Here is a 25,445-nt window from a genome sequence, read left to right as displayed (position 1 = left end):
GTTCGGACACGCAGCGTAAACTCGGGCCGGTGCGAGTCAAGCGAACGGCTGCGCTGCCGTTCCTGATGACGGCGGTGCTCATCGGCTTGGCCGCATGCGCGGGCGGCGCACCGGCAGAATCACCCGAATCGAACACGCCGGCGCCTCCTGCGACGACAAAGCCGACGACAACGCCGCCCCCGGTCGACCCGATCGCCGCTTGGGTCGACGAGCGGATGTCGCAGCTCACGCTCGAGCAGAAGTCCGCCGCGCTGCTCATGCTGCATGCGCCCGGCACCGACCCGGCGCCGCTCCGCGCGCTCCTCGATGCCGGGGCATCCGGGCTCATCCTGATGGGCGACAACATGCCCGCCACGCCGGCCGAACTCGCCGCACTCACCACGGCTCTCGCGGTCGACCCCGAAGCCCCGCCGCTCATCGGCATCGACGAGGAGGGCGGTGAGGTGCAGCGGCTCGAGTGGGACGACGCGGCGGGCGCCGAAGGCCTGCGCGGCGAGCCGCCCGCGGCGACGCGCGACGCATTCGCCTCGCGTGCCGGGTACCTCGCCGAAGGCGGGATCTCAGCGAACTTCGGCATCGTCGCCGACGTGACCGCCGATCCCGGCTCGTTCATCTACGGCCGTGTGCTCGGCACCGATCCGGCGGGTTCGGCCGAGCGCGTCGCGGCTGCGGTGGCGGGGGAGCGCGGCGTCGTCGCGAGCACGCTCAAGCACTTCCCGGGCCATGGTGCCGCTCCCGGCGATTCTCACATGAGCGTCCCGAGTGCACCCCTGACGATCGAGGAATGGCGCGCCGGCCCTGCCCTGCCCTTCCGATCGGGAATCGACGCCGGCGCCGAGATGGTCATGACGGGCCACCTGGCCTATCCCGCGATCGATGCCGCCCCGGCCTCACTCTCCCCGGAGTGGCATCGGATCCTTCGAGACGAACTCGGCTTCGATGGCATCGTCGTCACCGACGACATGCTCATGCTGCAGCACAACGGCTTGCCCGAGTTCGCCGATCCGGGCGAGAACGCCGTGCGCGCCGTCGCGGCGGGTGCCGACCTGCTGCTGTACGTGCTGCCGGCGGACCCGGCAGAGTTCGGTATCTCGGTGCCCTCACTCGCCGGCGCGATCGCGGCGGCCGTGCAGAGCGGCCGCATCAGCCAGGAGCGCCTCGATGACGCCGTCACGCGCGTGCTGACGATGCGGCGAGCGCTCTCAACCTGAGTCGTATCTGGGTATTGGGAATACCTCCCGGATTCATGTGTTTGCATGTGTGTGGCCGATCGGCCGCGCGACATCGACCTGGAGAGAGACCGCTGAATATGACGAGCACCGCCCTGACGACCGAGATCCCCGGCTACAAGGCTGGCACCTGGAAGATCGACAACGCGCACAGCGAGGTCGCCTTCAGTCTCCGCCACCTCATGATCAGCAAGGTGAAGGGCAAGTTCGAGCGCTTCGACGCGACCTTCGTGACCGGTGAGAACCCGCTCGACTCGAGCGTGACCGCGTCGGCCGAGGTCGCCTCGATCAACACCAATGAGCCGGCCCGCGACGGCCACCTCCGCACGGGCGACTTCTTCGACGCCGAGACGTACCCGACGATCGACTTCGTGTCGACTGGCGTTCGCGTCGACGACGGCGACTTCAAGGTCGACGGCGATCTCACGATCCGCGGCGTCACGAAGCGCGTCACGTTCGACTTCGAGTTCGGCGGCTTCGGCGGCGACCCCTACGGCAACTACAAGGGCGGTGCGACGGCGAAGACCGTCATCAACCGCGAGGACTTCGGCCTCACCTACAACGCGGCACTCGAGACCGGTGGCGTGCTCCTCGGCGAGGCCGTGACGATCACCCTCGAGCTGCAGGCCGCGCTCGAGCAGTAATTCCACTCCATCGAACGGGCGGTCTCGCAGGTCGGGACCGCCCGTTCGCATGCCTTCACGTTCGTGCGGTGATCTCGCCGAGTTCGAGCCCCCAGAAGCGGGCCCACTCACCCAACGCCCGGCGGTAGGCCGATGGCTCGATGGCGGATGTCGCGTCGAAGCCGGCGAGCGCGACGGACTGCGGGCCGCGCCCGGGCGTGCGCTTCCACGTGCCCACGACGCGGCCGCTCGACACGAGGATCGGCTGGAAGACGCCGTTCGCACCCGGAACGACGCTCGTCGCGTGCACCGGATTGCACACCGCGGTGCGATCGGCGTAGCCGAGGAAGTACTCGTCGAACGCGGCGAGGGCCAGTCTGCTCCGCACGCGCGGTGTGTCGGAGTCGGTGTCGGCCGGCCACCCGGAGTCGGCAGCGACGAAGCGCTCGTCGTCGAACGGGGTGACGGCGTCTCCGGCGGCGAGGAGGCCGACGCGTGCATCGCTGAGCGTCAGGCCGCTCCACAACGCGAAGTCGCGAACGGTCGCCGGCCCGTGCCCGGTGATGTACGCGACGAACATGGCCGCGAGCGTCTCATCGCGGTCGGTGTGCCGAGCCGTGCCGGGTGCCCACTCGTCGAGCAGCACGAGTCGCTGTCCACGAGCCTCGGTCGGGCCCCAGCAGACCACCGCGTCGTTGGCGAGCCACCAGATGAGGTGATAGCCGCGCTGTCCGGTCGTCTCGATGCCTGCGGCGTTCCACGCCGCTTGCAGCTCATCGCGTGAGCGGGAGGCGCCGCCCGCGAGCTCCGTCTCGGCGACGGCGCGGGCGGACCGGTAGACGGCATCGTCGAGCTCGAGTTGCCGATGGCGCGTCGCCGCGCGCTGCAGCTCCCGCGGGCCGGTGATCGAGAGGATCGGGCGCAGCGACACGGTCGGAAGCAGATGGAGTGTGCCTCGCATCGGCCAGGACCGCACGATCTCGCGAGACGTGATCGCCGCATCGACATCGGCGGCGACCGAGCCCGGCACTCGCGCCCCGATCACCCATTTCGCGGCGGTGAGGTCCTGCGCCTGCATGGCGCCGAGCCTCGTGACCGCGGCGGTGACCGACGGCAGGCCGCTCCGCAGTCCGTGAGCGTCGAGGCGGGCGGCGCGAACGCGAGCGTCGCTGGCGAGCTTGGGCATGCCCCGAGTCTGGCGGATGCCGGTGACATCCGTCGCCCGCCGTACAGCTGCCGTCGATGTTCGGCCGCCCCGGACCGATAGACTGGGAGGCTGTGCCGCTCGGCACGCCATCCCACACCCGTCGCTCCGGAGGATTCCCGTGCTCGCCGTCCATGATCTCGAGATCCGAATCGGCGCACGAGTGCTCATGGAGCACGTCGACTTCCGCATCTCCCCGGGCGACAAGGTCGGCCTCGTCGGCCGAAACGGCGCCGGCAAGACCACACTCACGAAGACCCTCGCCGGCGAGACCCTGCCGACCGGCGGCCGCATCGATCGCGGCGGCGAGATCGGCTACCTCCCGCAAGATCCGCGCTCGGGCGACCCCGAGATGCTCGCCCGCACGCGCATCCTCGACGCCCGCGGACTCGGCTCGCTCGTGCTCGGCATGCACGAGGCCTCGATGCAGATGGGCAGCGACGACGCGGCCGTCGCCGAGCGCGCGATGAAGAAGTACGGCAACCTCACCGACCGCTTCACGGCGCTCGGCGGGTATGCGGCCGAGGCCGAGGCCGCCTCGATCGCCTCGAACCTGAACCTGCCTGATCGCATCCTCGACCAGCCCCTCAAGACGCTGTCTGGCGGCCAGCGCCGCCGCATCGAGCTCGCCCGCATTCTCTTCTCCGCCGCCGAGACGATGATCCTCGACGAGCCGACGAACCACCTCGACGCCGACTCGGTGGTCTGGCTCCGCGAGTTCCTCAAGGGTTATCGCGGGGGCGTCATCGTCATCAGCCACGACGTCGAGCTCGTCGGCGAGGTCGTGAACCGCGTCTTCTACCTCGACGCCAACCGCTCGATGATCGACGTCTACAACATGGGCTGGAAGCACTACCAGCGCCAGCGCGCCGCCGATGAAGAGCGTCGCAAGAAAGAGCGGGCGAACGCCGAGAAGAAGGCCGGCGTCCTGCAGTTGCAAGCCGCGAAGTTCGGCGCGAAGGCGTCGAAGGCTGCTGCGGCGCACCAGATGGTCGCTCGTGCCGAGAAGCTCCTCGCCGGCCTCGACGAGGTGCGCGCCGTCGATCGCGTGGCGAAGCTGCGCTTCCCGACACCCGCCCCATGCGGCCGCACCCCGATCACGGCGAGCGACCTGTCGAAGAGCTACGGCTCGCTCGAGATCTTCACGGCCGTCGACCTCGCGATCGACCGCGGGTCGAAGGTCGTCATCATCGGTTTGAACGGTGCGGGCAAGACGACCCTGCTCCGAATCCTCGCAGGGGTCGACCTGCCTGATACGGGCGTCGTCGAGCCCGGCCACGGACTCCGTGTCGGCTACTACGCCCAGGAGCACGAGACCCTCGACGTGCAGCGCAGCGTGCTGCAGAACATGGTGAGCGCATCACCCAACCTCACGGAGACCGAGGCGCGCAAGGTGCTCGGCTCGTTCCTGTTCACGGGTGACGACGTGCACAAGCCCGCCGGTGTGCTCTCAGGCGGCGAGAAGACTCGTCTCGCCCTCGCCATGATCGTGGTGTCGGGTGCGAACGTGCTGCTCCTCGACGAGCCGACGAACAACCTCGACCCCGCGAGCCGCGCCGAGATCCTCGACGCGCTCGCCCACTACGAGGGATCCGTGGTGCTCGTGAGCCACGACCCGGGCGCGGTAGAGGCACTGAACCCCGAGCGCGTGCTCATCATGCCCGACGGCACGGAAGACCACTGGAGCAGCGAGTACCAGGAGCTCATCGAGCTCGCTTGAGTCACCGCCGATCGAGGATCTCGTCCTCGATGTCGGCGTCGCCACGCTCGCGCCTCGGCTTGCGCGGCGGGGCCGGCGGGGCATCCGGTCCGGCTGCGAGCTCGGCGATCGCCCGCCGCTCCTGATTCGCCGACCACCCGAGTCCGATGAACCCGAGCAGGGCGAAGACGAACCACTGCAGGGCATACGACAGGTGCGGCCCCTCATCGCGTACTGGCCGCGCCGCGGCGAGCGGCGGTTCATCGCTCTCCGAACGCGACTCAACGAGCACGCCGTACGCGCCCGTGTAGCTCGGCTCGTCGATGCGAGCGGCGAGCTCGTCGAGGTCGATCGTCGCGAGCTCGATGCCCGTCGACGTGCGCCCGGCGATGCGGTCCTCGCCGGCCTTCAGCCGTGCAGTGATCTCGAGGTGCCCGTCGGGTGGGGGCGGCACTTCGCTCGGGCGCCCGTTGGGTGCTTGCGCGATCCATCCGCGATTCACCCAGAAGACACGCCCGTCATCGAGTCGGAACGGCGTGATCACCTCGAAGCCCGAGTTGCCCTCGAACGGGCGGTTTCGCACGACGACCTCCTCGTCGACGAGGTAGCTGCCCGACAGCTCGACCACCTCCCAGCGCTGGTCGACGTCGAACGCGGCCGGGTCGGGCAGCGCCTCGGAGAGCGGCACGGGCTCGGCGTCGTAGTTCGCGTCGATCCGCGCGACCTCGGCGAGCGCCTCGGCGCGGCGGTTCAACTGCCAGGTGCCGAGCGCCGAGCACGCGACCGCGAAGACGACGGTGAGGGCGAGGTACCCGGCCCAGCGCGGCGAGCGGAGGAACGACCACGACCTCACGAATCACTCCTCGTGGCGGCATCCGGAGTCGAACCGGCCTCGACGACGGTGTCGGATGCCGCGAACGGTCGCACCTCGACCGGGAACGAGCGCGCGTCGAGGAACTCGCGCAGGTACTCGACGTGCTCCTCGCACGCGAGCCATGTCTTGGATCGGTCGCCCGTGTGGATGCGCGGGTTGCGCCATTCGATGCGCCACGCGGCCGCTTCGCGGCATCCCGCGCGAGAACAGGTTGCCTGTGCGAGCTCGCCGCCCACACCGCCGAGACCGCCGATCACCGGCCGCCTCGCTCGGCGTCGGGTTCCTCGTTCGGCTCTGGCGCATCGGTCGTGGGCGCTTCGGTCATCGGCGCATCCGGCGTCGACGGCGCCTCGGCCGTGTCGGGACGCGCGCTCGGGCCCGCGGGGGTCGTCGGCAGCAGGTTGCCAGGGCGGAGCACTTGCGGCGCGCGCGTCGGGCCGCCCACGTTCGCGAGCACGACCGCGATGTACGGCAGGAAGATCGCCCCGGCTGCGAACACCACGAGCCACCATCCCTGTGCGAAGAGCATCGCGACGATGCAGAGCACCCGGATCGACATCGCGACCGAGTACTTGATCATGCGCGAGCGCCGCTCGGCCTCCGGCGAGGGCGGGAGCGTGGTGATCGACTGCTGCTTCATGATGCTCGCCGTGGGTCGCTCGGCGCTCCTCCGCCTCAAGCCTACGCCGCTGGGCACGGGCGGATACCCCGGAATGGACAGCCGTATGCTGGGACGGGCCGATCGGCCGCACGCACAGAAACGGAGTCCAGAATGACGACGAGCCGCACCGTCCTCGTGACCGGGGGCAATCGGGGCATCGGGTTCGCGATCGCCGGCGAGTTCCTCGCACAGGGCCATCGTGTCGCCGTCACGGCACGCTCAGGAGAAGGCCCCGAAGGCTCGCTCACGGTGCGGGCGGATGTCACGGATGCGGCATCGCTCGACCAGGCATTCTCCGAGGTCGAGGCGGCGCTCGGTCCCGTCGAGGTCGTCGTGGCGAACGCCGGCATCACCCGCGACACGCTTCTGTTGCGCATGAGTGAAGACGAGTTCACGAGCGTCATCGACACCAACCTCTCGGGCGCGTTCCGTGTCATCAAGCGCGCATCGAAGGGCATGCTCAAGGCTCGCTTCGGCCGGATCGTGCTCATTTCGAGCGTCGTCGGCCTCTACGGTTCGGCCGGCCAGGTCAACTACTCGGCGTCGAAGGCCGGCCTCGTCGGCATGGCCCGGTCGCTCACGCGTGAGCTCGGCGCCCGGAACATCACGACGAACGTCGTCGCGCCCGGCTTCATCGAGACCGACATGACCGATGAGTTGCCCGAGGCCCAGCAGGCCGAGTACAAGAAGAGCATCCCGCTCGGCCGATTCGCCTCGCCCGCCGAAGTCGCCAAGGTCGTCACCTGGCTGAGCGGCGACGACGCCGGATACATCTCGGGCGCCGTGATTCCCGTCGACGGCGGACTCGGGATGGGCCACTAGCGACCCACCGGTTCGAACCGGATGTCGCAGCCGACGGCCGATCAGCCGCCGGGTGCCGCTATCCGCGAAGTCCGAGGAGTGCGAGAACGCCCGACAGGTCTGGCCGGTCGATCGCGACGTGCGCGCGTTCGCGCACGATCGGCTTCGCGCAGAACGCCACGCCGAGGGCGGCGCGCCCGAGCATGAGCAGGTCGTTGGCGCCGTCGCCCACCGCGACGGTGCGACGCAGCGGGATGCCGCTGACCGCCGCCCATTCATCGAGCGCAGCGGCCTTGCCGTGGGCGTCGACGATCGGGCCGTCGACTCGCCCGGTGAGGCGACCGCCGTCGACTTCGAGCCGATTGGCCCGACAGAAGTCGAGCCCGAGGCTCTCGGCGAGCGGGTCGAGCAACTCATGGAAACCGCCCGACACCACGCCGATGCGCCCGCCCGCGGCGTGCACGCCGGCGATGAGCTCACCGAGGCCCGGCGTCGGCGTCATCCGCTCACGAGCCACGGCGAGCACGGCGACATCGAGTCCCGCGAGCGTCGCAACGCGCTCCCGGAGGCTCGCAGCGAAGTCGAGCTCGCCCCGCATCGCCCGCTCCGTGACCAGCGCCACGTGCGCGAGGCTGCCGGCGGCTTCGGCGAGCAGCTCGATCGCCTCCTCACGGATGAGCGTGGAATCGGCGTCGAGCACGACGAGCGGGCCGCTCGCGCGGTTCGGGGCGCCATCGGTCACGCGAGGGCCCGGACCCTGGAGCCCTTGCCGACCACCGTGATGCCCGTGTCGGTGACGATGAAGCCGCGTGCGATGTCGTCGGCGCGATCGACGCCGATGCGGGCACCCGCCTCGACCACGACCTCCTTGTCGAGGATCGCCCGCTGCACGGTGGCACCGGCCTCGATCCGCGCGCGGTCGAAGAGGATGGAGTCGGCGACATGCGCGCCGGAGCCGACGATCGCCCACGGACCCAGCACGCTGCGCTCGACGTGCGCGCCCGAGATGACCGAGCCGAGCGAGACGATCGAGTCGATGACCGTGCCGAGCGAGCCTCGCGCGTCGCGAGTGAACTTCGCGGGCGGGGAGTTCAGCTGCTGGCTGAAGATGGGCCATTCCCGGTTGTAGAGGTTGAACACCGGCAGCACCGAGATGAGGTCTTGGTGCGCCTCGAAGAATGAGTCGATCGTTCCGACGTCGCGCCAGTAGTAGCGGTCGCGGTCGGTCGAACCCGGCACGACGTTGTTCCGGAGGTCGTACACGCCCGCGTTGCCCTGGGCCACGAACGCCGGGATGATGTCGCCGCCCATGTCGTGACTCGAATCGGTGCGCTCGCCGTCGCGCAACACGGCATCGATGAGCGCGTCGGCATTGAACACGTAGTTGCCCATCGAGGCGAGCACTTCATGCGGCGCATCCGCGAGGCCCACCGGGTCGGTCGGCTTCTCGAGGAACCGGCTGATGTGGCTGGGACGCTCGGGATCGACCTCGATGACGCCGAACTGGTCGGCGAGCGAGATCGGCTGCCGGATCGCCGCGACCGTCGCGTCGACGCCCGACTCGATGTGCGCGTCGATCATCTGGCTGAAGTCCATGCGGTAGACGTGATCGGCGCCGACGACGGCGATGATGTCGGGCTGCTCGTCGTAGATGAGGTTGAGGCTCTGCAGGATCGCGTCGGCCGAGCCGGAGAACCAGCGCTTGCCGAGCCGCTGCTGCGCCGGCACCGACGCGACGTACGAGTTCAGCAGCCCGTTCATGCGCCAGGTCTGCGAGACGTGCCGGTCGAGACTGTGGGACTTGTACTGGGTGAGCACGACGATCTGCCGAAGCCCGGAGTTCAGCAGATTGGAGAGCGCGAAGTCGATGAGCCGATACTGCCCGCCGAACGGAACGGCGGGTTTCGCTCGGTCTTCGGTCAGGGGCATGAGTCGCTTGCCCTCGCCGCCGGCGAGGACGATGCCGAATACTTTGCGCGTCACCATGCCCCCCAGCGTAGCCAGAGCGAGGCCCCTGCGGGCACCGAAGTCGGAGCATGACGGATGCCGCTGCGCTAGCGTTGCACCATGCGCGTCGACCTGCTCACCCGCGAGTACCCACCCGAGGTCTATGGAGGAGCCGGCGTGCACGTCGCCGAGCTCGTGCGTGCCCTGCGTCGCGATCTCGAGGTCGTGGTGCGCTGCTTCGGTGCACCACGCGACGAGGCCGGCACGTTCGGCTATCCGGCACCCTCGGAGTTCGCCGCCGCGAACCAGGCGCTCGGCACGATGGGGGTCGACCTCCTGATGGCGAGCGACGCCGCCGGAGCCGACCTCGTGCACTCGCACACCTGGTACGCGAACTTCGCCGGCTTCACGGCGAAGCGACTGCACGGCGTTCCGCACGTCGTGACGGCGCACAGCCTCGAGCCGCTCCGCCCGTGGAAGGCCGAACAGCTCGGCGGCGGCTATCGGGTCTCCTCCTGGGTCGAGCGCACGGCGTTCGAAGACGCCGACGCGGTGATCGCCGTGAGCGAGGGGATGCGCCGCGACATCCTGCGTGCGTACCCGTCGATCGACCCCGCCCGCGTGGAGGTGGTCTACAACGGCATCGACCTCGAGGACTGGCGGCCGCTCGACGATCCCGACACGGTGCGCGCGCTCGGTGTCGACCCCGACCGCCCGGCGGTGATCTTCGTGGGCCGGATCACCCGCCAGAAGGGGCTGCCGTACCTGCTTCGCGCCGCGCGCCTGCTGCCTGAAGATGTGCAGCTCGTGCTCTGCGCGGGCGCGCCCGACACCGAAGACATCATGGCCGAGGTCACCGCGCTCGTCGAAGCCCTGCGCGCCGAGCGCAGCGGCGTCGTCTGGATCGATCGGCACCTGCCGCGTGCCGAGCTCACCGCGTTGCTCACGGCCGCGACGGTGTTCGTCTGTCCCTCGGTGTACGAGCCGCTCGGCATCGTGAACCTCGAGGCGATGGCATGCGGCGCACCCGTGGTCGGCACGGCGACCGGCGGCATTCCCGAGGTCGTCGATGACGGCGTCACCGGCGTGCTCGTGCCGATCGAGCAGGCCGACGACGGCACCGGCACGCCTCTCGATCCCGATCGCTTCGTCGAGGACCTCGCCGCCGCACTCACCCGCGTCGTCGCCGATCCGGCGCGTGCGCGGGCCATGGGCGAAGCGGGTCGACTGCGCGCCGAGGCGCGATTCGCCTGGGACGCGATCGCCGGCCGCACTCGCGAGGTGTACGCGGCCGTTCTGGCTCGATAGCCCGCCGGCGGAGCACGTGCGCGTCGGGAGCCCACTTCGTGCCCGATAGCATTGGGACCATGGCGAGTACGGTTCTGCAGTTCCGCGATGTGTCGGTGGTCCGCGACGGCAATTCGATTCTCGACGGGGTGACGTGGAGCGTCGACTCCGACGAGCGCTGGGTGATTCTCGGCCCGAACGGCGCAGGCAAGACGACCTTGCTGCAGATCGCCGCCGCCGGGATGCATCCCACGAAGGGCACCGCCGACGTGCTCCAGGAGTCGCTCGGCAAGACCGACGTGTTCGAGCTCCGGCCGATGATCGGCTTCGCGTCGACCGCGATGGCACGGAAGATCCCGCGCAATGAGACCGTGCTCGACGTCGTGCTCACGGCCGCCTATTCGGTGATGGGCCGATGGAACGAGGAGTACGAGGCCGTCGACCTCCGTCGTGCGCAGCGGGTGCTGAAGGAGTGGGGCCTCGAGGGTTTCGCCGAGCGCCGTTTCGGCAGCCTCTCCGACGGCGAGCAGAAGCGAGTCCAGATCGCCCGCTCGGTCATGACCGACCCCGAGCTGCTCCTTCTCGACGAGCCGGCCGCAAGCCTCGACCTCGGTGCGCGCGAAGAGCTCGTCGGGCTCCTCGGCGGTTACGCCTCGTCGCCCTCTTCGCCGGCAATCGTGATGGTGACCCACCACGTGGAGGAGATCCCGAACGGCTTCACGCACGCGATGCTCCTCGCCCACGGCGGGGTCGTCGCGGCCGGTCCGCTCGACGACGCGCTCACGTCCGACACCCTCACCGAGACGTTCGGGATCCCGATCGAGCTCAGCGAGGCCAGCGGGCGATTCGTCGCGCGCGCCGCTTGACGTACGCTTGCGACGATTCTGCTAGAATCGGTAGCTGGCCCGAGGGTCATCACGCTTTCCTGTCTGCGCGCGCTGCGTCTCGGCAGGTCCGAAGTCACCATCCGATCAACAAGGAAGTCTCCATGAAGACCGACATCCACCCCGACTACGCCGCCGTCGTCTTCCGCGACCTCGCTTCGGGTGCCACGTTCCTCACCCGTTCGACGGTCTCGAGCGACAAGACGATCGAGCTCGATGGCGTCACCTACCCGGTGATCGACGTCGAGATCTCGTCGGAGTCGCACCCGTTCTACACGGGCAAGCAGCGCATCATGGACTCGGCCGGTCGCGTCGAGAAGTTCAACAAGCGCTTCAAGGGCTTCGGCCAGTAAGAGCCGACACGAAAGGCGGGCGACCGAGGTCGCCCGCCTTTCGTCGTGCCTGCGAGCGATTCCGCTGCTCAGCGCACCGGCCACTCGCCCGATGTGGTGAACTCGGGACTGCCGTTCGCCCGCCGCCACGCCTGGTAGTTCTCGGCCTGCTCGCGGCTCCAGTCGACCTGCCGGGCATGCAGCGCCGCCACGGCGGTCGTCGCCAGCTCGGGAAAGGCTCGGGCGATCGCCTGGGCGACCCGGCCGGCGGCCACGGCGTCGGCGCCGGCGTCATGGGCGTCGATGAGGGAGACCCCGTAGTGCTCCGCCGTCGCGGAGAGGGTGCGCTTGCCGCGTCGATACCGGTCGACGGCCTTGTCGATGACGAGCGGGTCGACGACGGCACCGGGCACCGGCAGCGCGGTGAGGCCGTATCGCAGCGCTTCGCGATCGAGCAGGGTCAGGTCGTAGGCGGCGTTGTACGCGACGATCGGCAGGCCGCGGCCCGCGACCCCGGTGAGGGCCGCGATGATCTCGGCGACGGCGACGGGCGGTGCCTGCCCCTCGAGGCGCGCGCGCTCGGTGGTGACGCCGTGGATGATCGATGCCGCCATGGGGATCTCGACGCCGGGGTCGATGATCCAGTCGCGCTGCTCGATCACCTCGCCGTCGCGCCCGAGCACGCCGACGTACGCGGTGACGATGCGACTCGTCTCGACGTCGATGCCGGTGGTCTCGAGGTCGAAGACGGCCAGCGTGTCGGCCCAGGGAGCTGCGGTCGTGTCATCCATGTCGACAGGCTAGGGGCGGCCACCGTCAACAGCGGGGGAGCCGCTCGCGTGTCCGCGGCATCCGCTGCTGAGCGGGCGCTGTCGTCCAGCTCGCGCCCGTAGAATGGCGAGGATGATCGCTTCCCCGTACGCAGAGCAGCTCGCTCGCATTCCCGTGCGGGAGCACCGCACCGACGTGGCCGGCACCGAGACCGCCTGGTGGGAATACGGCGACGAGCGCGCTCCCGTGCTCGTGCTCGTGCACGGGTTCCGCGGCGACCACCACGGCCTCGAGCCGGTCGTCGCGCAACTGACCGGATTCCGCATCGTCTCGCCCGACCTGCCGGGCTTCGGCGGCTCAGCCAACCTCACCGACCGGCGCCACGACATCGACGGCTACGCGGCCTGGCTGACGGGGTTCCTCGCCGCAGTCGGCATCGAGGGCCGCTTCGCGCTGCTCGGCCACTCATTCGGCTCCATCGTCGCTGCCGCGGCGGTGGCCGGGGGTCTCGCGCCCGAGCGACTCGTGCTCGTGAACCCGATCGGCGCACCGGCCCTCGAGGGTTCCCGCGGCGTCATGACCCGACTCGCCGTGTTCTACTACCGCATGGCGGCCGCTCTGCCCGAGCGCGCGGGCTTCGCACTGCTGCGCAATGGAGCGATCGTCCGGGTCATGAGTGTGACGATGGCGAAGACCCGGTCGAAGACCCTGCGCCGCTGGATCCACGACCAGCACGATCGCTACTTCTCGGCGTTCGGCGATCGCGACGCCGTGCTCGAGGCGTTTCAGGCCTCCGTGAGCCACGACGTGCGCGAATACGCCCCGCAGATCGAGGTGCCGACGCTCCTCGTCGCCGCCGAGCGCGACGACGTCACTCCGATCGCTGCCCAGCACCGGCTCGCCACGCTGTTCCCCAATGCCACGCTCGAGGTCATCCCCGAGGTCGGCCATCTGATCCACTACGAGACCCCCGGCGACGCCGCGGCGCGCATCCAGAAGTTCCTGCGCTCCGGAGCACGCGCGTGAGGCTCGTCGTCGACTGCCGGTACATCCGCATCGGGCAGCACGACGGCATCAGCCGGTTCACGGCCGGCATCGTGACCGAGCTCGGCAAGCGGCATCCGCTCACCATGCTGATCAGCGACCACCGGCAACTCGAGATGCTGCCGCCGTTGCCGTGGCAGCTCGTGAGCCCGGTCACGAGCATCCGTGAACCGTTCGTGGCGCTGCAGGTGAACAAGCTCCGGCCCGATCTCGTCTTCACGCCTATGCAGACGATGGGCTCGTGGGGGCGCGACTACCGCCTCCTGCTCACGGTGCACGATCTGATCTACTACGAGAACCGCACCCCGCCGCGCGACCTGCCGCTCGCCGTGCGCCTGTTGTGGCGGCTCTACCACCTCGGTTGGTGGCCGCAGCGGATGCTGCTGAATCGCGCCGATGCCGTGGTCACCGTCTCGCAGACGACCGCCGACCTCATCCGTGAGCATCACCTCGCCGATCGCCCGGTGACGGTCGTGCCGAATGCCGCCGACGGCCTCGGCCGCCCAGAGCTTCCCCGGCGCAGGCCGGCCGCGAATCGGCTCCTCTACATGGGTTCGTTCATGCCCTACAAGAACGTCGACACGCTCGTGCGCGCCGTCGCCGCGCTGCCCGACCACGAGCTGCACCTCCTGAGCCGCATCACGCCAGTCGAGCGCACCAGGCTCACGAGGCTCGCGCCGCAAGCGAGACTCGTCTTCCATGACGGCGTGACGGATGCCGAGTACGCCGAGCTGCTCGCCGGCGCCACCGCCCTCGTCACGGCCTCGCGGGCGGAGGGTTTCGGCATCCCGCTCGTCGAGGCCATGCGACTCGGCACGCCCGTCGTCGTGAGCGACATCCCGATCTTCCGCGAGATCGGCGGCGCGGCGGCCCTGTTCTTCGATCCCGACAATCCCGAGGGGCTCGTGGCCGCATTGTGGGCGCTCGAGCGCGAGGGGGAGTGGGAGCGTCGTTCGGCTGCAGCAGTCGAAGCCGCTGCGGGGTACACCTGGAGCGAGTCGGCCGAGCGGCTGCTCGACCTCATGCGGCGCACGGTCGCACCCCAATCACCCCGGCGCCGACGCACCAGCGCCTGAACTCCCCGCGCACAGGTGGCGCGGCGCGGCGTCACGCCAACAGCGCGTCGGCCATGGCGGTGAGCGTCTCGCTCGCGCCGGCGTCGATCTTCACGACGGCGCGGCTGTCGCCCTTCGTGATGCCCCGGTTCACGACGATGATGGGCAGCCGTCGCCGGCGTGCCTGCTCGATGAGCCGCATGCCCGAGTTCACGACGAGCGACGAGCCCGCGACGAGCAGGACCTCGGCCGATTGCACAAGCGACGCCGCGGCCTTGAAGATGTCGGCCGGCACGAATTCGCCGAAGAAGACGACGTCGGGCTTCAGTACCCCGCCGCATACGGTGCACGCGGGGATGGCCATGGCTTCGACGTCGTCGACCTGCACGTCGCCGTCGGGAGCGAGCCGGATCGTGGTGCCGAGGTCGATCTCGGGGTTCAGCTCGGTGAGCCGGTCGGCGATCGCCTGGCGCGCATAGTGCTGGCCGCAGCTCAGGCACAGCACGCGATCCATGCTGCCGTGCAGTTCGACGACGTGACGACTGCCGGCGCGGCGGTGCAGTCCGTCGACGTTCTGCGTGACGACGCCTGAGACGACCCCGCCCGCTTCGAGCTTCGCCAGGGCCAGGTGTCCGGTGTTCGGCCGGGCGCTGCCGAAGCTGCGCCATCCGAGGTGACTGCCGGCCCAGTACCGCTTGCGCGAGTTCTCAGAGGCCAGGAAGGCCTGCACCGTCATCGGCGTGCGCACGGGCGCACCCTCGCCGCGATAGTCGGGGATCCCCGAGTCGGTGCTCACGCCGGCGCCCGTGAGAACGGCCACGCGCGCGCCCCGCATGAGGCCGATCGCCTCTTCGAGCAGGGCGTCGGTCGATACGGGTACTCCGGTGCCGATTGACACGCGTCTCCCTTCGACGGTGGTCTGATTCTAGACGTGTCGGTTTACCGGAATGTTTCGTGCACTGGCAGGCTGGAAGCGAGGAGACCCATGCACATCGAACGAGTCCGCGACGCGGCATCCGACACCGTCGCCGACTTCGCGCGGCTGACCGACGTGACCCTGCGAAGTGCCACCGAGCCCGAGCGAGGGCTCTACATCGCCGAGTCGGCGAAGGTCATCCGCCGGGCGGTCGCCGCGGGGCACCGGCCGCGCTCGGTGCTGATGGAGGAGAAGTGGCTGCCCGGATTGCAGGAGGCCCTCGCTCCGTTCGACATCCCGGTGCACCTCGCCGACCCCGACCAGCTCGAGGCGATCACCGGGTACCGCGTGCACCGCGGGGCCCTCGCCGCGTTCGAGCGACCCGAACTGCCCGATCCAGCGGAGCTGCTCAGGGCCGCCCGCCGGGTCGTGGTGCTCGAGGACATCGTCGACCACACGAACGTCGGCGCGATCTTCCGCTCGGTCGCGGCGCTCGGCGCCGACGCGGTGTTCGTCAGCCCTCGCTGCGCCGACCCGCTGTATCGCCGGAGCGTTCGCGTGAGCATGGGCACGGTCTTCCAGGTGCCGTGGACCCGACTGCCCGACTGGCCTGAGGCTGAGCGGATGCTGCGAGTCCACGACTTCGCCATCGCCGCGCTCGCCCTCGCCGACGGGGCCGTCTCGCTGAGGGCACTCGCGGCCGATCCGCCCACCCGACTCGCCGTCGTGTTCGGCGCCGAGGGCGACGGGCTCAGCCGGAACGCACTCGCCGCGGCCGACACGGTCGTCACGATCCCGATGTCGCACGGTGTCGACTCCCTCAACGTCGCGGCGGCGGCCGCCGTCGTGCTCTACGCGCTCAGCGCCGACGATTAGGCTCGAACGGATGTCACCGCAACTGCCGACCCTCGAACGCGAGCGCCGACCCGATCGCACCACGACCTACCGGCGGCGACGCATCGTCGTCTTCGGCTCGCTCGCGGTGGTGCTCGCCCTGCTGCTCACCGGCGGTATGTACGCGGGCAACACGCTCGGCGCTCCGATCCCCGCGGCGCAGCCGGCGGTGTCGGCTCCCGAGCCCATCGTGGCAGCCGCGCAGCCGCTCGCACTGCCGAGCTTCGGCGGCTACGCGGTCGGCGCCGTCGGCTTCGACGGACTGCTCGCCGCGAGCCCCGACCAGTCGCTCATGCCCATCGCGAGCATCACGAAGATCGTCACGGCACTGCTCATCCTCGAGGCCAAACCGCTCGCCCCGGGCGAAGAGGGCCCCGGCATCGAGTACACCGAGGCCGACGTCGATCTCTACTGGCAGGTCGTCGCCGAGAACGGCTCGGTCGCACCGGTGAGTGCCGGCACCACACTGAGCGAGCGGCAGAGCCTCGCGGCGATGCTCCTCGCATCGGGGAACAACTACGCGATCTCGCTCGCGACCTGGGCCTACGGGTCGATGGAGGCGTTCCTCGATGCCGCACAGGGCTGGCTCGACGAACACGGGCTCGAGAACACCCGGCTCGTCGATTCGAGCGGCATCTCCCTCGACAACGTCAGCACCCCGGCCGAGCTCGTCGAACTCGGGGAGATCGCCCTCGCCGATCCCACGGTCTCCGAGCTCGTCGCGACGCAGAGCATGGACCTGCCTGTGATCGGCACCGTCAAGAACTCGAACAAGCTGCTCGGCACCCATGGCGTCGACGGCATCAAGACCGGTACGACCGACGACGCGGCGAACCTGCTGTTCTCCGCGGACTACCCGGTCGGCTCGCAGGTCGTCACGGTCGTCGGCGTGGTGCTCGGGGGAGAGAACCACACCGTGCTCGATGAGGCCATCGCCGCGCTCCTCGACAGCATCGCACCCGGATTCCAGGAGGTCACGGCACTCGAGGCCGGCCAGGAGTTGGCGTCGTACTCCACGGCGTGGGGCGACACCGCCCGCGCACGCGCGGTGGAAGGGGCATCCGTCGTCATCTGGAGCGACACCCCGGTCGACGTCGAGGTCGTGGCCGCTCCCGTCACCGTCGCGGCGAGCGGCGCCGAGGTCGGCACGGCGACGGTCAGAGCCGGCACGCAGGAGATCGTCGTCGCGCTCGAACTCGACGCGGCGATCGAGGATCCGGGCGCCTGGTGGCGACTGTCGAATCCCGGCGCACTCGAGGCCGGGGCTCAGTCGCCGCGCGAGTAGGGCCCGGCGTCTGGCCGCTTCGCCGTGACGAAGTCGCCCGACGACTGGTGCCGCACCCGGCGGAGCACCCAGGGCACGAGGTACTCCCGGGCCCAAGCGAGATCTCCGGCGCGAGCCTGGCGCCACGTGCTGAGGGGCAGGGGCTCGGGCTTCAGCGGCTCGAGCGAGTTCTCGACGTTGAGCGCGGCGAGCACCATGCGCGCGACCGTGTGGTGGCCCAGGGAGTTGAGGTGCAGGCGGTCGGGCGCCCACATGCGCTGGTCTTGAATGGTGGTGAGCGCCCACAGGTCGGCGACGATGCAGTCGTACTTCGCGGCGATCGTGCGGAGGTTCTCGTTGTAGATCGCGACCTTGCCGCGGATGCCGCGGAACACGGGGGAGAAGCCGACATCCACTCCCGTGAAGATCACGATCGTCGCACGATCGCGTGAGAGCCGCTCGATCGCGTACTGGAACCTGCCGGCGATCTCGTCGGGATCGGTGCCAGGGCGAATGACGTCGTTGCCGCCGGCGGAGATCGTGATGAGGTCGGGGTGCAACGCGAGCGCGGGCTCGAGCTGTTCGTCGATGATCTCCTGCATGAGCCTGCCGCGCACCGCGAGATTCGCGTAGGCGAAATCCTCGACGCCCTGGCCGAGCACCTCGGCAACCCGGTCGGCCCAGCCCCGATGGCCGCCCGGCACGTTGGGATCTGGGTCGCCGATGCCCTCGGTGAACGAATCGCCGATGGCGACATAGCGAGACCAGGGGTGCTGCTGCGTGACCATGGTTCCATTCTGCACTCGTCGTGGTTCGAGGATGTCGGCCGCCTCGGGTAGCCTCGAATCCAGTGAGCACCGCGACCCCTTCCGGCCCCCTGCCGGGCACCTCGGCCGCCGAGCACCTCTCCCCGTCCTTCCCCGAGCGCGCCGCCTGGGGCACGGCGAGCAAGCTGCGCGCGTGGCAGGCCGAAGCCCTCGAGCTCTACCTGGCCGAACAGCCCCGAGACTTCCTCGCTGCCGCCACGCCGGGCGCCGGCAAGACCACGTTCGCCCTGCGCCTCGCGGCCGAGTTGCGCGCCCGCCGGGTGATCGACCGCATCACGGTGGTCGCGCCCACCGACCATTTGAAGCGACAGTGGGCGGATGCCGCGGCGCGCGCCGGCATCCGCCTCGATCCCGGGTTCCGCAATGCCCACGGCCGCAGCGCCCGGCACTTCCATGGGGTCGTCGTGACCTACGCCCAGGTCGCCATGCGGCCGGCCCTGCATCGGGAGCTCACGCTCTCGGGCCGCACCCTCGTGATCCTCGACGAGGTGCACCACGGTGGCGACGCGCTGTCGTGGGGCGACGCGATCCGTGAGGCGTTCGAGCCGGCGACGAAGCGGTTGTCGCTCACGGGCACGCCGTTCCGCTCCGATACCGCGCCGATCCCGTTCGTGCAATACGAGCCCGACGCCGCCGGGGTGCGCGTCTCGAAGAGCGACTACAACTACGGCTATGCGCGAGCACTGCACGACGGTGTCGTGCGGCCGGTCCTGTTCATGGTCTATGCCGGCCACATGCGGTGGCGCACGAGGGCCGGCGACGAGATGGAGGCGAAGCTCGGCGAGGACAACACGAAAGACATCACCTCGTCGGCGTGGCGCACGGCCCTCGAACCCACCGGGGAGTGGATTCCGGCCGTGCTGCGCGCAGCCGACCGGCGGCTCACCGAGGTGCGGCACGGGATCCCCGACGCCGGCGGGCTCGTGATCGCGACCGACCAGTCAACGGCGCGCGCCTACGCCAAGATCCTCGAGGAGATCTGCGGCGAGCCCGTCACGGTCGTGCTCTCCGACGAGAAGGAGGCGAGCTCGCGCATCGAGGAGTTCTCGGGCAACACGAGGCGGTGGATGGTCGCGGTGCGCATGGTGTCCGAGGGCGTCGACGTGCCACGGCTCGCCGTGGGCGTCTACGCGACGAGCGCCTCCACGCCCCTCTTCTTCGCGCAGGCGATCGGCCGCTTCGTGCGGGCGAGGCGGCGCGGTGAGACCGCATCGGTGTTCCTGCCGAACGTGCCCGGGCTCATGGCGCTCGCGGCTCAGCTCGAGCTCGAGCGCGATCACGCGCTCGACCGTCGGGGCGGCGATGAGGACGACGACGGGCTCCTCGACGACGAGCTGCTGAACGCCGCGAACCGCGAGGAACGCGCGTCAGAGGAGGCCGGGCTCGGCGCGTGGGAGGCGATCGGATCCGACGCGTCCTTCGACCGGGTGCTCTACGACGGCACCGAGTTCGGCACGCTCGCGGAACCCGGCAGCGACGAGGAGTTCGACTTCATCGGCATCCCCGGGCTCCTCGAGCCCGAGCAGGTCGCCGAGCTGCTGCGGCACCGGCAGTCACGGCAGTCCCGGCGAGCGGGCGAGCGACGACGACAGGTCGCTGAAGAAGAGAAGCCCGAACCCGTTGCGCTGTATCGCACGCTCAAGGAGCAGCGTTCGCTCCTCAACAGCCTCGTCGGACTCTGGGCGAGGCACACCGGAGAGGCACACTCGCAAGTGCACGCCGAGCTTCGGCGCGTCTGCGGGGGGCCTGCCGTCGCGCAAGCGAGCGTCACGCAATTGCAGGCCCGCATCGAGCTCTTGCGACGTCGCCTCGGCAGTCGCTGAGACGGCCGGCGGGAGTCAGCGAGCGGCCGCCGCTTCTCGTACGGTGCCGATCGACGCATCGGGCACGACGGATGCCGCAGCTCGGCCTGGGCCAGGAACGTCCAGTTCAGCCGCTGCATCGAGCGCCGTCATGAGATCGGCCGTGAGGTCGTCGACGTGTTCGAGGCCGATCGAGAGACGCACGACGCCCGCACCGGGCTTGGCTTCACCCGCGACAGGCCGGTGCGTGAGGGAGGCGGGGTGCTGCACGAGCGAGTCGACACCGCCGAGCGAGACCGCGTGCGTCACGAGGTCGCACGACTCCGTGAATCGTGCGGCTGCCGGATATCCGCCCACGAGCTCGAGCGCGATGATCGATCCCGGTCCGTCGAGCTGCGTACCGATGAGTCCCGAGGGGTCCTGGCCCGGCAGCCCCGGGTAGCGCACGTGCGCGACCGCCGGGTGTTCGAGGAGTCGCCTGGCGAGCACCTCGGCGGTGGCCTGCTGGGCGCGAACTCGCAGCGGCAGTGTGCGCAGGCCACGGTGCAGGAGATAGGCGCCCATCGGATGCAGCAGTCCGCCGGTGAGCGCTCGCACCTGTCGCAGCCGCCCCATCCACTCCTGGTCGCCCGCGACGATCCCGCCCATGACGTCGCCGTGGCCGCCGAGATACTTCGTCGCGCTGTGCAGCACGAGCGTCGCGCCATGCTCGACCGGCCGCTGCAGCACCGGGGTGGCGAAGGTGTTGTCGACGAGCACGGGCACCGAGCCGGCGGCATCCGCGATCGCACGCAGGTCGAGCAGTTCGAGTGTGGGGTTCGCGGGCGTCTCGACGATGACGAGACCCGTGTCGGGTTCGATCGCATCGGCGATGCCCGCGGCATCCGCCCACGTCACGCGAGTGCCGAGCAGACCGCTCGCGAGCACATGGTCGGTGCCGCCGTACAGCGGACGCACGGCGACGACGTGTGGTCGGCCCGCCGACGCCGTAGCGATGAGCGTCGCCGCGAGCGCGGCCATACCGCTCGCGAAGGCCACCGCACCCTGGGTGCCTTCGAGGCCCGCGAGTGCGTCTTCGAAACGTGCCACGCCGGGCTGCCAGAGGCGCTGGTAGACCGCCGAACGACCTTCGCCGAGCTCATGACCAGTGGCGAGTTCCTCGTAGGAGAGGCCTCCGGCCTCGACCGATCCGAGCGGATTGGTGGTCGAGAAGTCGATGACGGGCACGTGGGATCCGCTTTCTCGAACGCCCGCCATGCCGCCGTGCACGGCGCGGGTCTCGAGGTGCGACGACGATGTCTGCATGGGTCGAATCAAACAGATTCTGCACGATTCAGCAAACAGACTTGCAGGATCCATACGATACGCTTCAAACCTCGAATGTTCTGCATTCAACTTCCCAGGAGGCCCGCCGTGGCGCAGAAACCCGAACTCGATCGCGTCGACCGGGCGCTCCTCCAGGCGCTCTCCGCGAATGCACGCGCCTCGGGTGCTGCTCTCGCCGCCGAGGTGGGCGTCGCCGAGTCGACCGTATCGCTTCGTCTGCGGCGGCTGCAGGCGCTCGGCACCGTGCGCGGGTACCGCGTCGAGGTCGACCTCGCCTCGCTGGGCGTGTCGCTGCAAGCGCTCATTGCGATCCGGCTCGTGAAGCACGATCGCAGCGAGATCGACGCGTTCCGCGCGCAGGTACCGCACCTGCCCGGCGTGATCGGGGTCTTCCACATGGCAGGCGCCGAAGACTACCTCCTCCACGTTGCCGCTCGCGATGCCGAGGAGCTGCGCCAGTTCGTGCTCGATCACCTCACGGGACATCCGGCGGTGGCACACACCGAGACGAATCTCATCTTCGAGCACGTCGACGGCGACGGGTGGAATCGCCTCGTCGGCTGACGTGCCGCCGTTCGGCATTCCGAAAACCTGCCAGTTCTGCCCAGCGGGCGCGCCCCACCATGATCGCGCCGATATCGTGGCTGACGGCCGCGAACGCGGCGTGAACGCGACGGGGCGGGCGGGCGCCGAGCGGACCGCCCGAGCCTCCGGTGAACGGATGGAGCACGAGTGACCGAGCAGCCGAACGGATCGGCGGGCGACCGCGCCAGGTGGCGCCGCTACCTCGCCGACGAGCGCGCCGAGGCTGCGGTCTACCGCGAGCTCGCAGCGCGCCGCGATGGCGAGGAACGCGAGATCCTCCTCGCCCTCGCCGCCGCGGAGGGACGCCACGAGGCGCATTGGCTCGCGCTGCTCGACGGCGATGACGCCGGCACGCCCCGCGCCGACATGCGCACGCGCATGCTCACGGCCCTCGCCCGTCGCTTCGGCTCGATCTTCGTGCTCGCGCTCGCGCAACGCGCGGAAGCGCGGTCTCCCTATGCGACCGATCCCGATGCGACGGCGGCGATGGCCGCTGACGAACGGATCCACGGCGAAGTCGTGCGCGGGCTCGCCTCGCGCGGCCGGCGCCGCCTGGCCGGATCGTTCCGCGCGGCCGTCTTCGGCGCGAACGACGGGCTCGTCTCGAACCTGGCTCTCGTGCTCGGCATCGGGGCGACGGGCGTTCCCGCGGCCGTCGTGCTGTTCACGGGGATCGCGGGCCTCCTGGCAGGAGCGCTCTCGATGGGCGCCGGCGAGTACGTCTCGGTGCGGTCCCAGCGTGAACTGCTCGAGGCATCCGCCCCCGATCCCACCGCTCGCGAGGCCCTGCCCGACCTCGACATCGACGCCAACGAACTCGCCCTCGTGTACCGCGCGCGCGGCATGCAGGAGCAGGAGGCGATCGAGCACGCCGCTCTCGTCGTCGCTCGCGTCCACGCAGCCGAGCAGTCCGCGGCTCCCACCGACTCGCTCACCGTCGTCCACCACGACGATGAAGCCATCGGCACGGGCCTGTCGGCCGCAGTCTCGAGCTTCCTCTTCTTCGCGTCGGGTGCACTCATCCCAGTGTTGCCGTACCTCTTCAGCCTGACGGGTACCGTCGCCATCGTCACCGCGACCGTGCTCGTCGGCATCGCCCTGCTCGCCACTGGTGCGACGGTGGGCCTGCTCTCGGGTGCGTCGCCGCTGAAGCGAGCGCTGCGGCAGCTGGCCATCGGACTCGGCGCCGCCGCGGTTACCTACCTGCTCGGGCTCGCCTTCGGAACGACGATCGCCTGAGTCAGCGCGCCGTCGTCACGAAGTCGATGAGCTCCTCGACCCGGCCGAGCAGCGCCGGTTCGAGGTCGCCGTAACCACGCACCCTGCCGAGGATGCGCTGCCAGGCGCGGGCGATGTCGGCCTGCTCCTCGTGCGGCCAGCCGAACGCCTCGCAGATGCCGTGCTTCCACTCGATGCCGCGGGGAATCTCGGGCCACGCATCGCGGCCGAGACGTGCCGGCTTCACGGACTGCCAGATGTCGATGTACGGATGCCCCACCACGAGCACGTGCGCGCCATGCGGCCCGCGCCGGGCGGCGTCGGCGATGCGCTGCTCCTTCGATCCCGGCACGAGGTGGTCGACGAGCACGCCGACGCGGCGGCCGGGACCCGGCCGGAACTCGTCGAGCACGTCGGCGAGCACGTCGACACCCTCGAGGTACTCGACGACGACACCTTCGATGCGGAGGTCGGCGCCCCACACCTTCTCGACGAGCTCGGCGTCATGGCGGCCCTCGACGAAGATCCGGCTCGGCAACGCGACCTTCGCCGGAGCCGATGCGACCGCGAACGAGCCCGAGGCGGTGCGAAGCCGGCCCGCCGGCGCCTTGGGCTTCGGCATGACGAGCTCGACCAGGCTCCCCTCGACGAGGAATCCGTGCCCGAGCGGGAACATGCGCCGTGCGCCGAACCGATCTTCGAGGGTCACGGTCTGCTTCTCGACGGCGACGACCGCACCGCAGAAGCCGCTGCTCGCGAGCTCGACGACGAGGTCGCGCTCGGCCTCGATGACGGGGATCGTGCGGCGGCCGCGCGCCCTCCAGTCGCCGGCGAGCACATCGCCGCCGTACCGGTCGTGGCCGATGGGGTCATGGGGCGTAGCAGGCACCGGTCGAGGCTAACGGACGTCGGCGACCGTTGTCGTGACGACGCGCTCAGGCGACGTCGACCGGTTGCCGCTGACGGGTGCGGCGCTGCAGGAACAGCGTCCAGATGCCACCCGCGAAGGCGATGGCCGCGCCGACGCCGAAGGCCCACGGGATCCCGAATGGGCCGGCGACCAAGCCGAGCGCGATCGGCCCGAGCCCGAGCCCCAGGTCGAGGGCCGCACTGGCGGTGCCGGAAGCGGCACCTCGCTGCGATGGCGTCGCCGTCGAGAAGATCGCCGAGAAGAACGCAGGGGTGCAGAATGAGACGCCGACGGCCATGATGACGACGCCGACCAGCATCCCCGCCGGAGCCTGCCAGACTGCGATGAGACCGAGCCCGGTGCCGATCACGCCGAGTGCGGCGGCGCCGAGCGGGAGCGAGGGCAACCGGTCGGGCACGCGCGCGAATACGATCCGGCACACCACGACGACGCCGCCGTAGACGAACAGCGCAAGGCTCGCCTGACTCAGGCCGACGCGCACCGCATGCAGGGAGGCGAAGGCGAGGAACCCGCCGACGGCGACGAGCGACGTGATGAATCCGATCGAGATCGGGATGGAAGGCCGATGGATGAACCGGCGAGGCGAGAGATCGGGCGACGAGTCGGCCGAGGTGTCCTCCCGGGTCTCCCCGATCAGCAGCGTCAGCGCTGCGGCGAGCACCGCGAGCACTGCCGCGCCCAGCCAGGCGATGCCGAATCCCCAAGTCTGCACGAGAACCTCGCCGAGCGGCGGGCCGAGCGCGATGCCGAGATAGAGGCGGAGGGAGTTGTAGGACAGCGCCTCGCCCAACCGCTTGGCCGGTGCGAGATCGGCGAGCGCTGCGAAGCCGGCGACGAAGAAGGCGGCCTCGGCAACCCCGGCGAGCAGGCGCAGCGCGATGATCGCGACCAGGTTCTCGGCCATTGCGATGAGCGCGAGGCTGCCGGCAGCGAGCAGTGCGCCCCCGAGAAGGAGGGGCAGACGGCCGTAGACGTCGACGATTCGGCCGGCGAAGGGTCGCAGCACGAGCGCGGACACCGCGAACACGCCGAAGGCGAACCCGGCACCGATCTCGTCCCCGCCGACGGGACCGGTCACGTAGAGGGGCAGGGCGAAGATCGACACGCCCACAGCAGTGAAGTACGCGAGGTCGGAGACCCCGAGCGCGATGAACTGCGGCGTGAACAGCCGCTCAGTCGGCGGCGGGCGCTTCATGGTTGGCCCCGGGGGGTGTTCGCGGCAGATCGTGTCTCAGCCACACGCTCACTGTATTCCTGATGCACCCGCGCCG

General features: G+C 70.0%; 26 protein-coding genes. 14 read left to right on the top strand and 12 right to left on the bottom strand.

Annotation, left to right across the window (positions count from 1 at the left end):
- Positions 1 to 29 precede the first annotated feature (29 nt).
- Both QFZ29_RS08145 and QFZ29_RS08140 read left to right on the top strand, forming a co-directional pair.
- The gene (locus QFZ29_RS08145) at positions 30 to 1,211 is read left to right on the top strand and encodes a glycoside hydrolase family 3 N-terminal domain-containing protein (protein WP_306893663.1); all 1,182 of its coding nucleotides are present in this window, start codon (positions 30 to 32) and stop codon (positions 1,209 to 1,211) included.
- A 98-nt stretch (positions 1,212 to 1,309) separates the two neighbouring features.
- Positions 1,310 to 1,873: a YceI family protein gene (locus QFZ29_RS08140; protein ID WP_306893662.1), complete on the top strand. Its 564-nt coding sequence runs from the start codon at positions 1,310 to 1,312 to the stop codon at positions 1,871 to 1,873.
- Between the two features lie 55 nt (positions 1,874 to 1,928).
- On the opposite strand, the gene QFZ29_RS08135 is transcribed toward QFZ29_RS08140, so the two are convergent.
- The gene (locus QFZ29_RS08135) at positions 1,929 to 3,038 is read right to left on the bottom strand and encodes a winged helix DNA-binding domain-containing protein (RefSeq protein WP_306893661.1); all 1,110 of its coding nucleotides are present in this window, start codon (positions 3,036 to 3,038) and stop codon (positions 1,929 to 1,931) included.
- Positions 3,039 to 3,177: 139 nt separating this feature from the next.
- Between QFZ29_RS08135 and QFZ29_RS08130 the strand changes: the two genes are divergently transcribed.
- Entirely contained in the window at positions 3,178 to 4,776 is a 1,599-nt protein-coding gene (locus QFZ29_RS08130) for an ABC-F family ATP-binding cassette domain-containing protein (protein WP_306893660.1), read from the top strand.
- A 1-nt stretch (position 4,777) separates the two neighbouring features.
- Here QFZ29_RS08130 and QFZ29_RS08125 read toward each other — a convergent pair whose 3' ends face one another.
- The 3 genes from QFZ29_RS08125 to QFZ29_RS08115 are packed head-to-tail and all read right to left on the bottom strand — an operon-like array spanning position 4,778 to position 6,269.
- A complete protein-coding gene (locus tag QFZ29_RS08125; RefSeq protein WP_306893659.1) occupies positions 4,778 to 5,608 on the bottom strand; it encodes an SURF1 family cytochrome oxidase biogenesis protein in 831 nt (276 codons plus the stop codon).
- Entirely contained in the window at positions 5,605 to 5,886 is a 282-nt protein-coding gene (locus QFZ29_RS08120; RefSeq protein ID WP_373426196.1) for a hypothetical protein, read from the bottom strand. Before QFZ29_RS08120 ends, QFZ29_RS08125 begins: the two co-directional genes overlap by 4 nt.
- Entirely contained in the window at positions 5,883 to 6,269 is a 387-nt protein-coding gene (locus QFZ29_RS08115) for a DUF3099 domain-containing protein (protein WP_306893658.1), read from the bottom strand. Before QFZ29_RS08115 ends, QFZ29_RS08120 begins: the two co-directional genes overlap by 4 nt.
- Before the next feature lie 132 nt (positions 6,270 to 6,401).
- Here QFZ29_RS08115 and QFZ29_RS08110 point away from each other — a divergent pair, with 132 nt between their 5' ends.
- Entirely contained in the window at positions 6,402 to 7,112 is a 711-nt protein-coding gene (locus QFZ29_RS08110; RefSeq protein WP_306893657.1) for a beta-ketoacyl-ACP reductase, read from the top strand.
- Positions 7,113 to 7,170: 58 nt separating this feature from the next.
- Here the strand turns inward: QFZ29_RS08110 and serB are convergent, their stop codons facing one another.
- Complete coding sequence (gene serB / locus QFZ29_RS08105) at positions 7,171 to 7,833, bottom strand: phosphoserine phosphatase SerB (protein WP_306893656.1); 663 nt, start codon at positions 7,831 to 7,833, stop codon at positions 7,171 to 7,173.
- Entirely contained in the window at positions 7,830 to 9,077 is a 1,248-nt protein-coding gene (locus QFZ29_RS08100; RefSeq protein WP_306893655.1) for a glucose-1-phosphate adenylyltransferase, read from the bottom strand. Before QFZ29_RS08100 ends, serB begins: the two co-directional genes overlap by 4 nt.
- 81 nt (positions 9,078 to 9,158) lie before the next feature.
- On the opposite strand from QFZ29_RS08100, the gene glgA reads away from it, so the two are divergent.
- The 3 genes from glgA to QFZ29_RS08085 all read left to right on the top strand — a co-directional run bounded on the left by glgA (position 9,159) and on the right by QFZ29_RS08085 (position 11,562).
- A complete protein-coding gene (gene glgA, locus QFZ29_RS08095) occupies positions 9,159 to 10,346 on the top strand; it encodes a glycogen synthase (protein ID WP_306893654.1) in 1,188 nt (395 codons plus the stop codon).
- A 59-nt stretch (positions 10,347 to 10,405) separates the two neighbouring features.
- Complete coding sequence (locus QFZ29_RS08090; protein ID WP_129520625.1) at positions 10,406 to 11,191, top strand: ABC transporter ATP-binding protein; 786 nt, start codon at positions 10,406 to 10,408, stop codon at positions 11,189 to 11,191.
- A 122-nt stretch (positions 11,192 to 11,313) separates the two neighbouring features.
- Positions 11,314 to 11,562, top strand: coding sequence for a type B 50S ribosomal protein L31 (locus QFZ29_RS08085; protein ID WP_129520626.1), 249 nt, complete (start codon positions 11,314 to 11,316; stop codon positions 11,560 to 11,562).
- 68 nt (positions 11,563 to 11,630) lie between these two features.
- Here the strand turns inward: QFZ29_RS08085 and QFZ29_RS08080 are convergent, their stop codons facing one another.
- Positions 11,631 to 12,332: an exonuclease domain-containing protein gene (locus tag QFZ29_RS08080; protein WP_306893653.1), complete on the bottom strand. Its 702-nt coding sequence runs from the start codon at positions 12,330 to 12,332 to the stop codon at positions 11,631 to 11,633.
- A gap of 112 nt (positions 12,333 to 12,444) precedes the next feature.
- On the opposite strand from QFZ29_RS08080, the gene QFZ29_RS08075 reads away from it, so the two are divergent.
- Together QFZ29_RS08075 and QFZ29_RS08070 are read left to right on the top strand one after the other, a co-directional pair.
- Complete coding sequence (locus QFZ29_RS08075; RefSeq protein ID WP_306893652.1) at positions 12,445 to 13,338, top strand: alpha/beta fold hydrolase; 894 nt, start codon at positions 12,445 to 12,447, stop codon at positions 13,336 to 13,338.
- On the top strand, positions 13,335 to 14,432 hold the full coding sequence (locus QFZ29_RS08070) for a glycosyltransferase family 4 protein (protein ID WP_306893651.1): 1,098 nt from the start codon (positions 13,335 to 13,337) through the stop codon (positions 14,430 to 14,432). The genes QFZ29_RS08075 and QFZ29_RS08070 overlap by 4 nt, the downstream gene beginning before the upstream one ends.
- 31 nt (positions 14,433 to 14,463) lie before the next feature.
- On the opposite strand, the gene QFZ29_RS08065 is transcribed toward QFZ29_RS08070, so the two are convergent.
- Positions 14,464 to 15,246, bottom strand: a complete 783-nt coding sequence (locus QFZ29_RS08065; RefSeq protein WP_306896659.1) for a Sir2 family NAD-dependent protein deacetylase — start codon at positions 15,244 to 15,246, stop codon at positions 14,464 to 14,466.
- 150 nt (positions 15,247 to 15,396) lie between these two features.
- Here QFZ29_RS08065 and QFZ29_RS08060 point away from each other — a divergent pair, with 150 nt between their 5' ends.
- Entirely contained in the window at positions 15,397 to 16,203 is an 807-nt protein-coding gene (locus QFZ29_RS08060; RefSeq protein ID WP_306893650.1) for a TrmH family RNA methyltransferase, read from the top strand.
- 10 nt (positions 16,204 to 16,213) lie between these two features.
- The gene (locus QFZ29_RS08055) at positions 16,214 to 17,506 is read left to right on the top strand and encodes a D-alanyl-D-alanine carboxypeptidase family protein (protein ID WP_306893649.1); all 1,293 of its coding nucleotides are present in this window, start codon (positions 16,214 to 16,216) and stop codon (positions 17,504 to 17,506) included.
- Here the strand turns inward: QFZ29_RS08055 and QFZ29_RS08050 are convergent.
- A complete protein-coding gene (locus QFZ29_RS08050; protein WP_306893648.1) occupies positions 17,488 to 18,273 on the bottom strand; it encodes an SGNH/GDSL hydrolase family protein in 786 nt (261 codons plus the stop codon). The two genes, QFZ29_RS08055 and QFZ29_RS08050, sit on opposite strands and share 19 nt — an antisense overlap.
- 62 nt (positions 18,274 to 18,335) lie before the next feature.
- Between QFZ29_RS08050 and QFZ29_RS08045 the strand changes: the two genes are divergently transcribed.
- Positions 18,336 to 20,135 (top strand): DEAD/DEAH box helicase, encoded by a 1,800-nt coding sequence (locus tag QFZ29_RS08045; protein WP_306893647.1) that lies wholly within the window; start codon positions 18,336 to 18,338, stop codon positions 20,133 to 20,135.
- 15 nt (positions 20,136 to 20,150) lie between these two features.
- On the opposite strand, the gene QFZ29_RS08040 is transcribed toward QFZ29_RS08045, so the two are convergent.
- Positions 20,151 to 21,419, bottom strand: coding sequence for a trans-sulfuration enzyme family protein (locus QFZ29_RS08040; protein ID WP_306893646.1), 1,269 nt, complete (start codon positions 21,417 to 21,419; stop codon positions 20,151 to 20,153).
- A 108-nt stretch (positions 21,420 to 21,527) separates the two neighbouring features.
- Between QFZ29_RS08040 and QFZ29_RS08035 the strand changes: the two genes are divergently transcribed.
- Both QFZ29_RS08035 and QFZ29_RS08030 read left to right on the top strand, forming a co-directional pair.
- A complete protein-coding gene (locus QFZ29_RS08035; RefSeq protein WP_129520635.1) occupies positions 21,528 to 22,004 on the top strand; it encodes an Lrp/AsnC family transcriptional regulator in 477 nt (158 codons plus the stop codon).
- 168 nt (positions 22,005 to 22,172) lie between these two features.
- Entirely contained in the window at positions 22,173 to 23,264 is a 1,092-nt protein-coding gene (locus QFZ29_RS08030; protein WP_306893645.1) for a VIT1/CCC1 transporter family protein, read from the top strand.
- 1 nt (position 23,265) lies between these two features.
- Here QFZ29_RS08030 and QFZ29_RS08025 read toward each other — a convergent pair whose 3' ends face one another.
- Together QFZ29_RS08025 and QFZ29_RS08020 are read right to left on the bottom strand one after the other, a co-directional pair.
- On the bottom strand, positions 23,266 to 24,132 hold the full coding sequence (locus QFZ29_RS08025) for a DUF3097 domain-containing protein (protein WP_306893644.1): 867 nt from the start codon (positions 24,130 to 24,132) through the stop codon (positions 23,266 to 23,268).
- Between the two features lie 46 nt (positions 24,133 to 24,178).
- Positions 24,179 to 25,369 carry an MFS transporter gene (locus tag QFZ29_RS08020; RefSeq protein WP_306893643.1) on the bottom strand — a complete coding sequence of 397 codons (1,191 nt, stop codon included), beginning with the start codon at positions 25,367 to 25,369 and terminating at the stop codon, positions 24,179 to 24,181.
- Positions 25,370 to 25,445 lie beyond the last annotated feature (76 nt).

Source organism: Agromyces albus (assembly GCF_030815405.1).
GTDB lineage: Bacteria > Actinomycetota > Actinomycetes > Actinomycetales > Microbacteriaceae > Agromyces > Agromyces albus_A.
Note: the sequence above shows the minus strand (reverse complement) of the source record. Positions and strands in the feature narration are given on the sequence as shown.

Coding starts and splice junctions, on each gene's coding strand:
- QFZ29_RS08140 (WP_306893662.1), top strand. CDS start 1,310: ATGACGAGCACCGCCCTGACGACCGAGATCCCCGGCTACAAGGCTGGC.
- QFZ29_RS08135 (WP_306893661.1), bottom strand. CDS start 3,038: ATGCCCAAGCTCGCCAGCGACGCTCGCGTTCGCGCCGCCCGCCTCGAC.
- QFZ29_RS08115 (WP_306893658.1), bottom strand. CDS start 6,269: ATGAAGCAGCAGTCGATCACCACGCTCCCGCCCTCGCCGGAGGCCGAG.
- QFZ29_RS08110 (WP_306893657.1), top strand. CDS start 6,402: ATGACGACGAGCCGCACCGTCCTCGTGACCGGGGGCAATCGGGGCATC.
- QFZ29_RS08100 (WP_306893655.1), bottom strand. CDS start 9,077: ATGGTGACGCGCAAAGTATTCGGCATCGTCCTCGCCGGCGGCGAGGGC.
- glgA (WP_306893654.1), top strand. CDS start 9,159: ATGCGCGTCGACCTGCTCACCCGCGAGTACCCACCCGAGGTCTATGGA.
- QFZ29_RS08090 (WP_129520625.1), top strand. CDS start 10,406: ATGGCGAGTACGGTTCTGCAGTTCCGCGATGTGTCGGTGGTCCGCGAC.
- QFZ29_RS08085 (WP_129520626.1), top strand. CDS start 11,314: ATGAAGACCGACATCCACCCCGACTACGCCGCCGTCGTCTTCCGCGAC.
- QFZ29_RS08080 (WP_306893653.1), bottom strand. CDS start 12,332: ATGGATGACACGACCGCAGCTCCCTGGGCCGACACGCTGGCCGTCTTC.
- QFZ29_RS08075 (WP_306893652.1), top strand. CDS start 12,445: ATGATCGCTTCCCCGTACGCAGAGCAGCTCGCTCGCATTCCCGTGCGG.
- QFZ29_RS08065 (WP_306896659.1), bottom strand. CDS start 15,246: ATGCGGGGCGCGCGCGTGGCCGTTCTCACGGGCGCCGGCGTGAGCACC.
- QFZ29_RS08060 (WP_306893650.1), top strand. CDS start 15,397: ATGCACATCGAACGAGTCCGCGACGCGGCATCCGACACCGTCGCCGAC.
- QFZ29_RS08055 (WP_306893649.1), top strand. CDS start 16,214: ATGTCACCGCAACTGCCGACCCTCGAACGCGAGCGCCGACCCGATCGC.
- QFZ29_RS08050 (WP_306893648.1), bottom strand. CDS start 18,273: ATGGTCACGCAGCAGCACCCCTGGTCTCGCTATGTCGCCATCGGCGAT.
- QFZ29_RS08040 (WP_306893646.1), bottom strand. CDS start 21,419: ATGCAGACATCGTCGTCGCACCTCGAGACCCGCGCCGTGCACGGCGGC.
- QFZ29_RS08020 (WP_306893643.1), bottom strand. CDS start 25,369: ATGAAGCGCCCGCCGCCGACTGAGCGGCTGTTCACGCCGCAGTTCATC.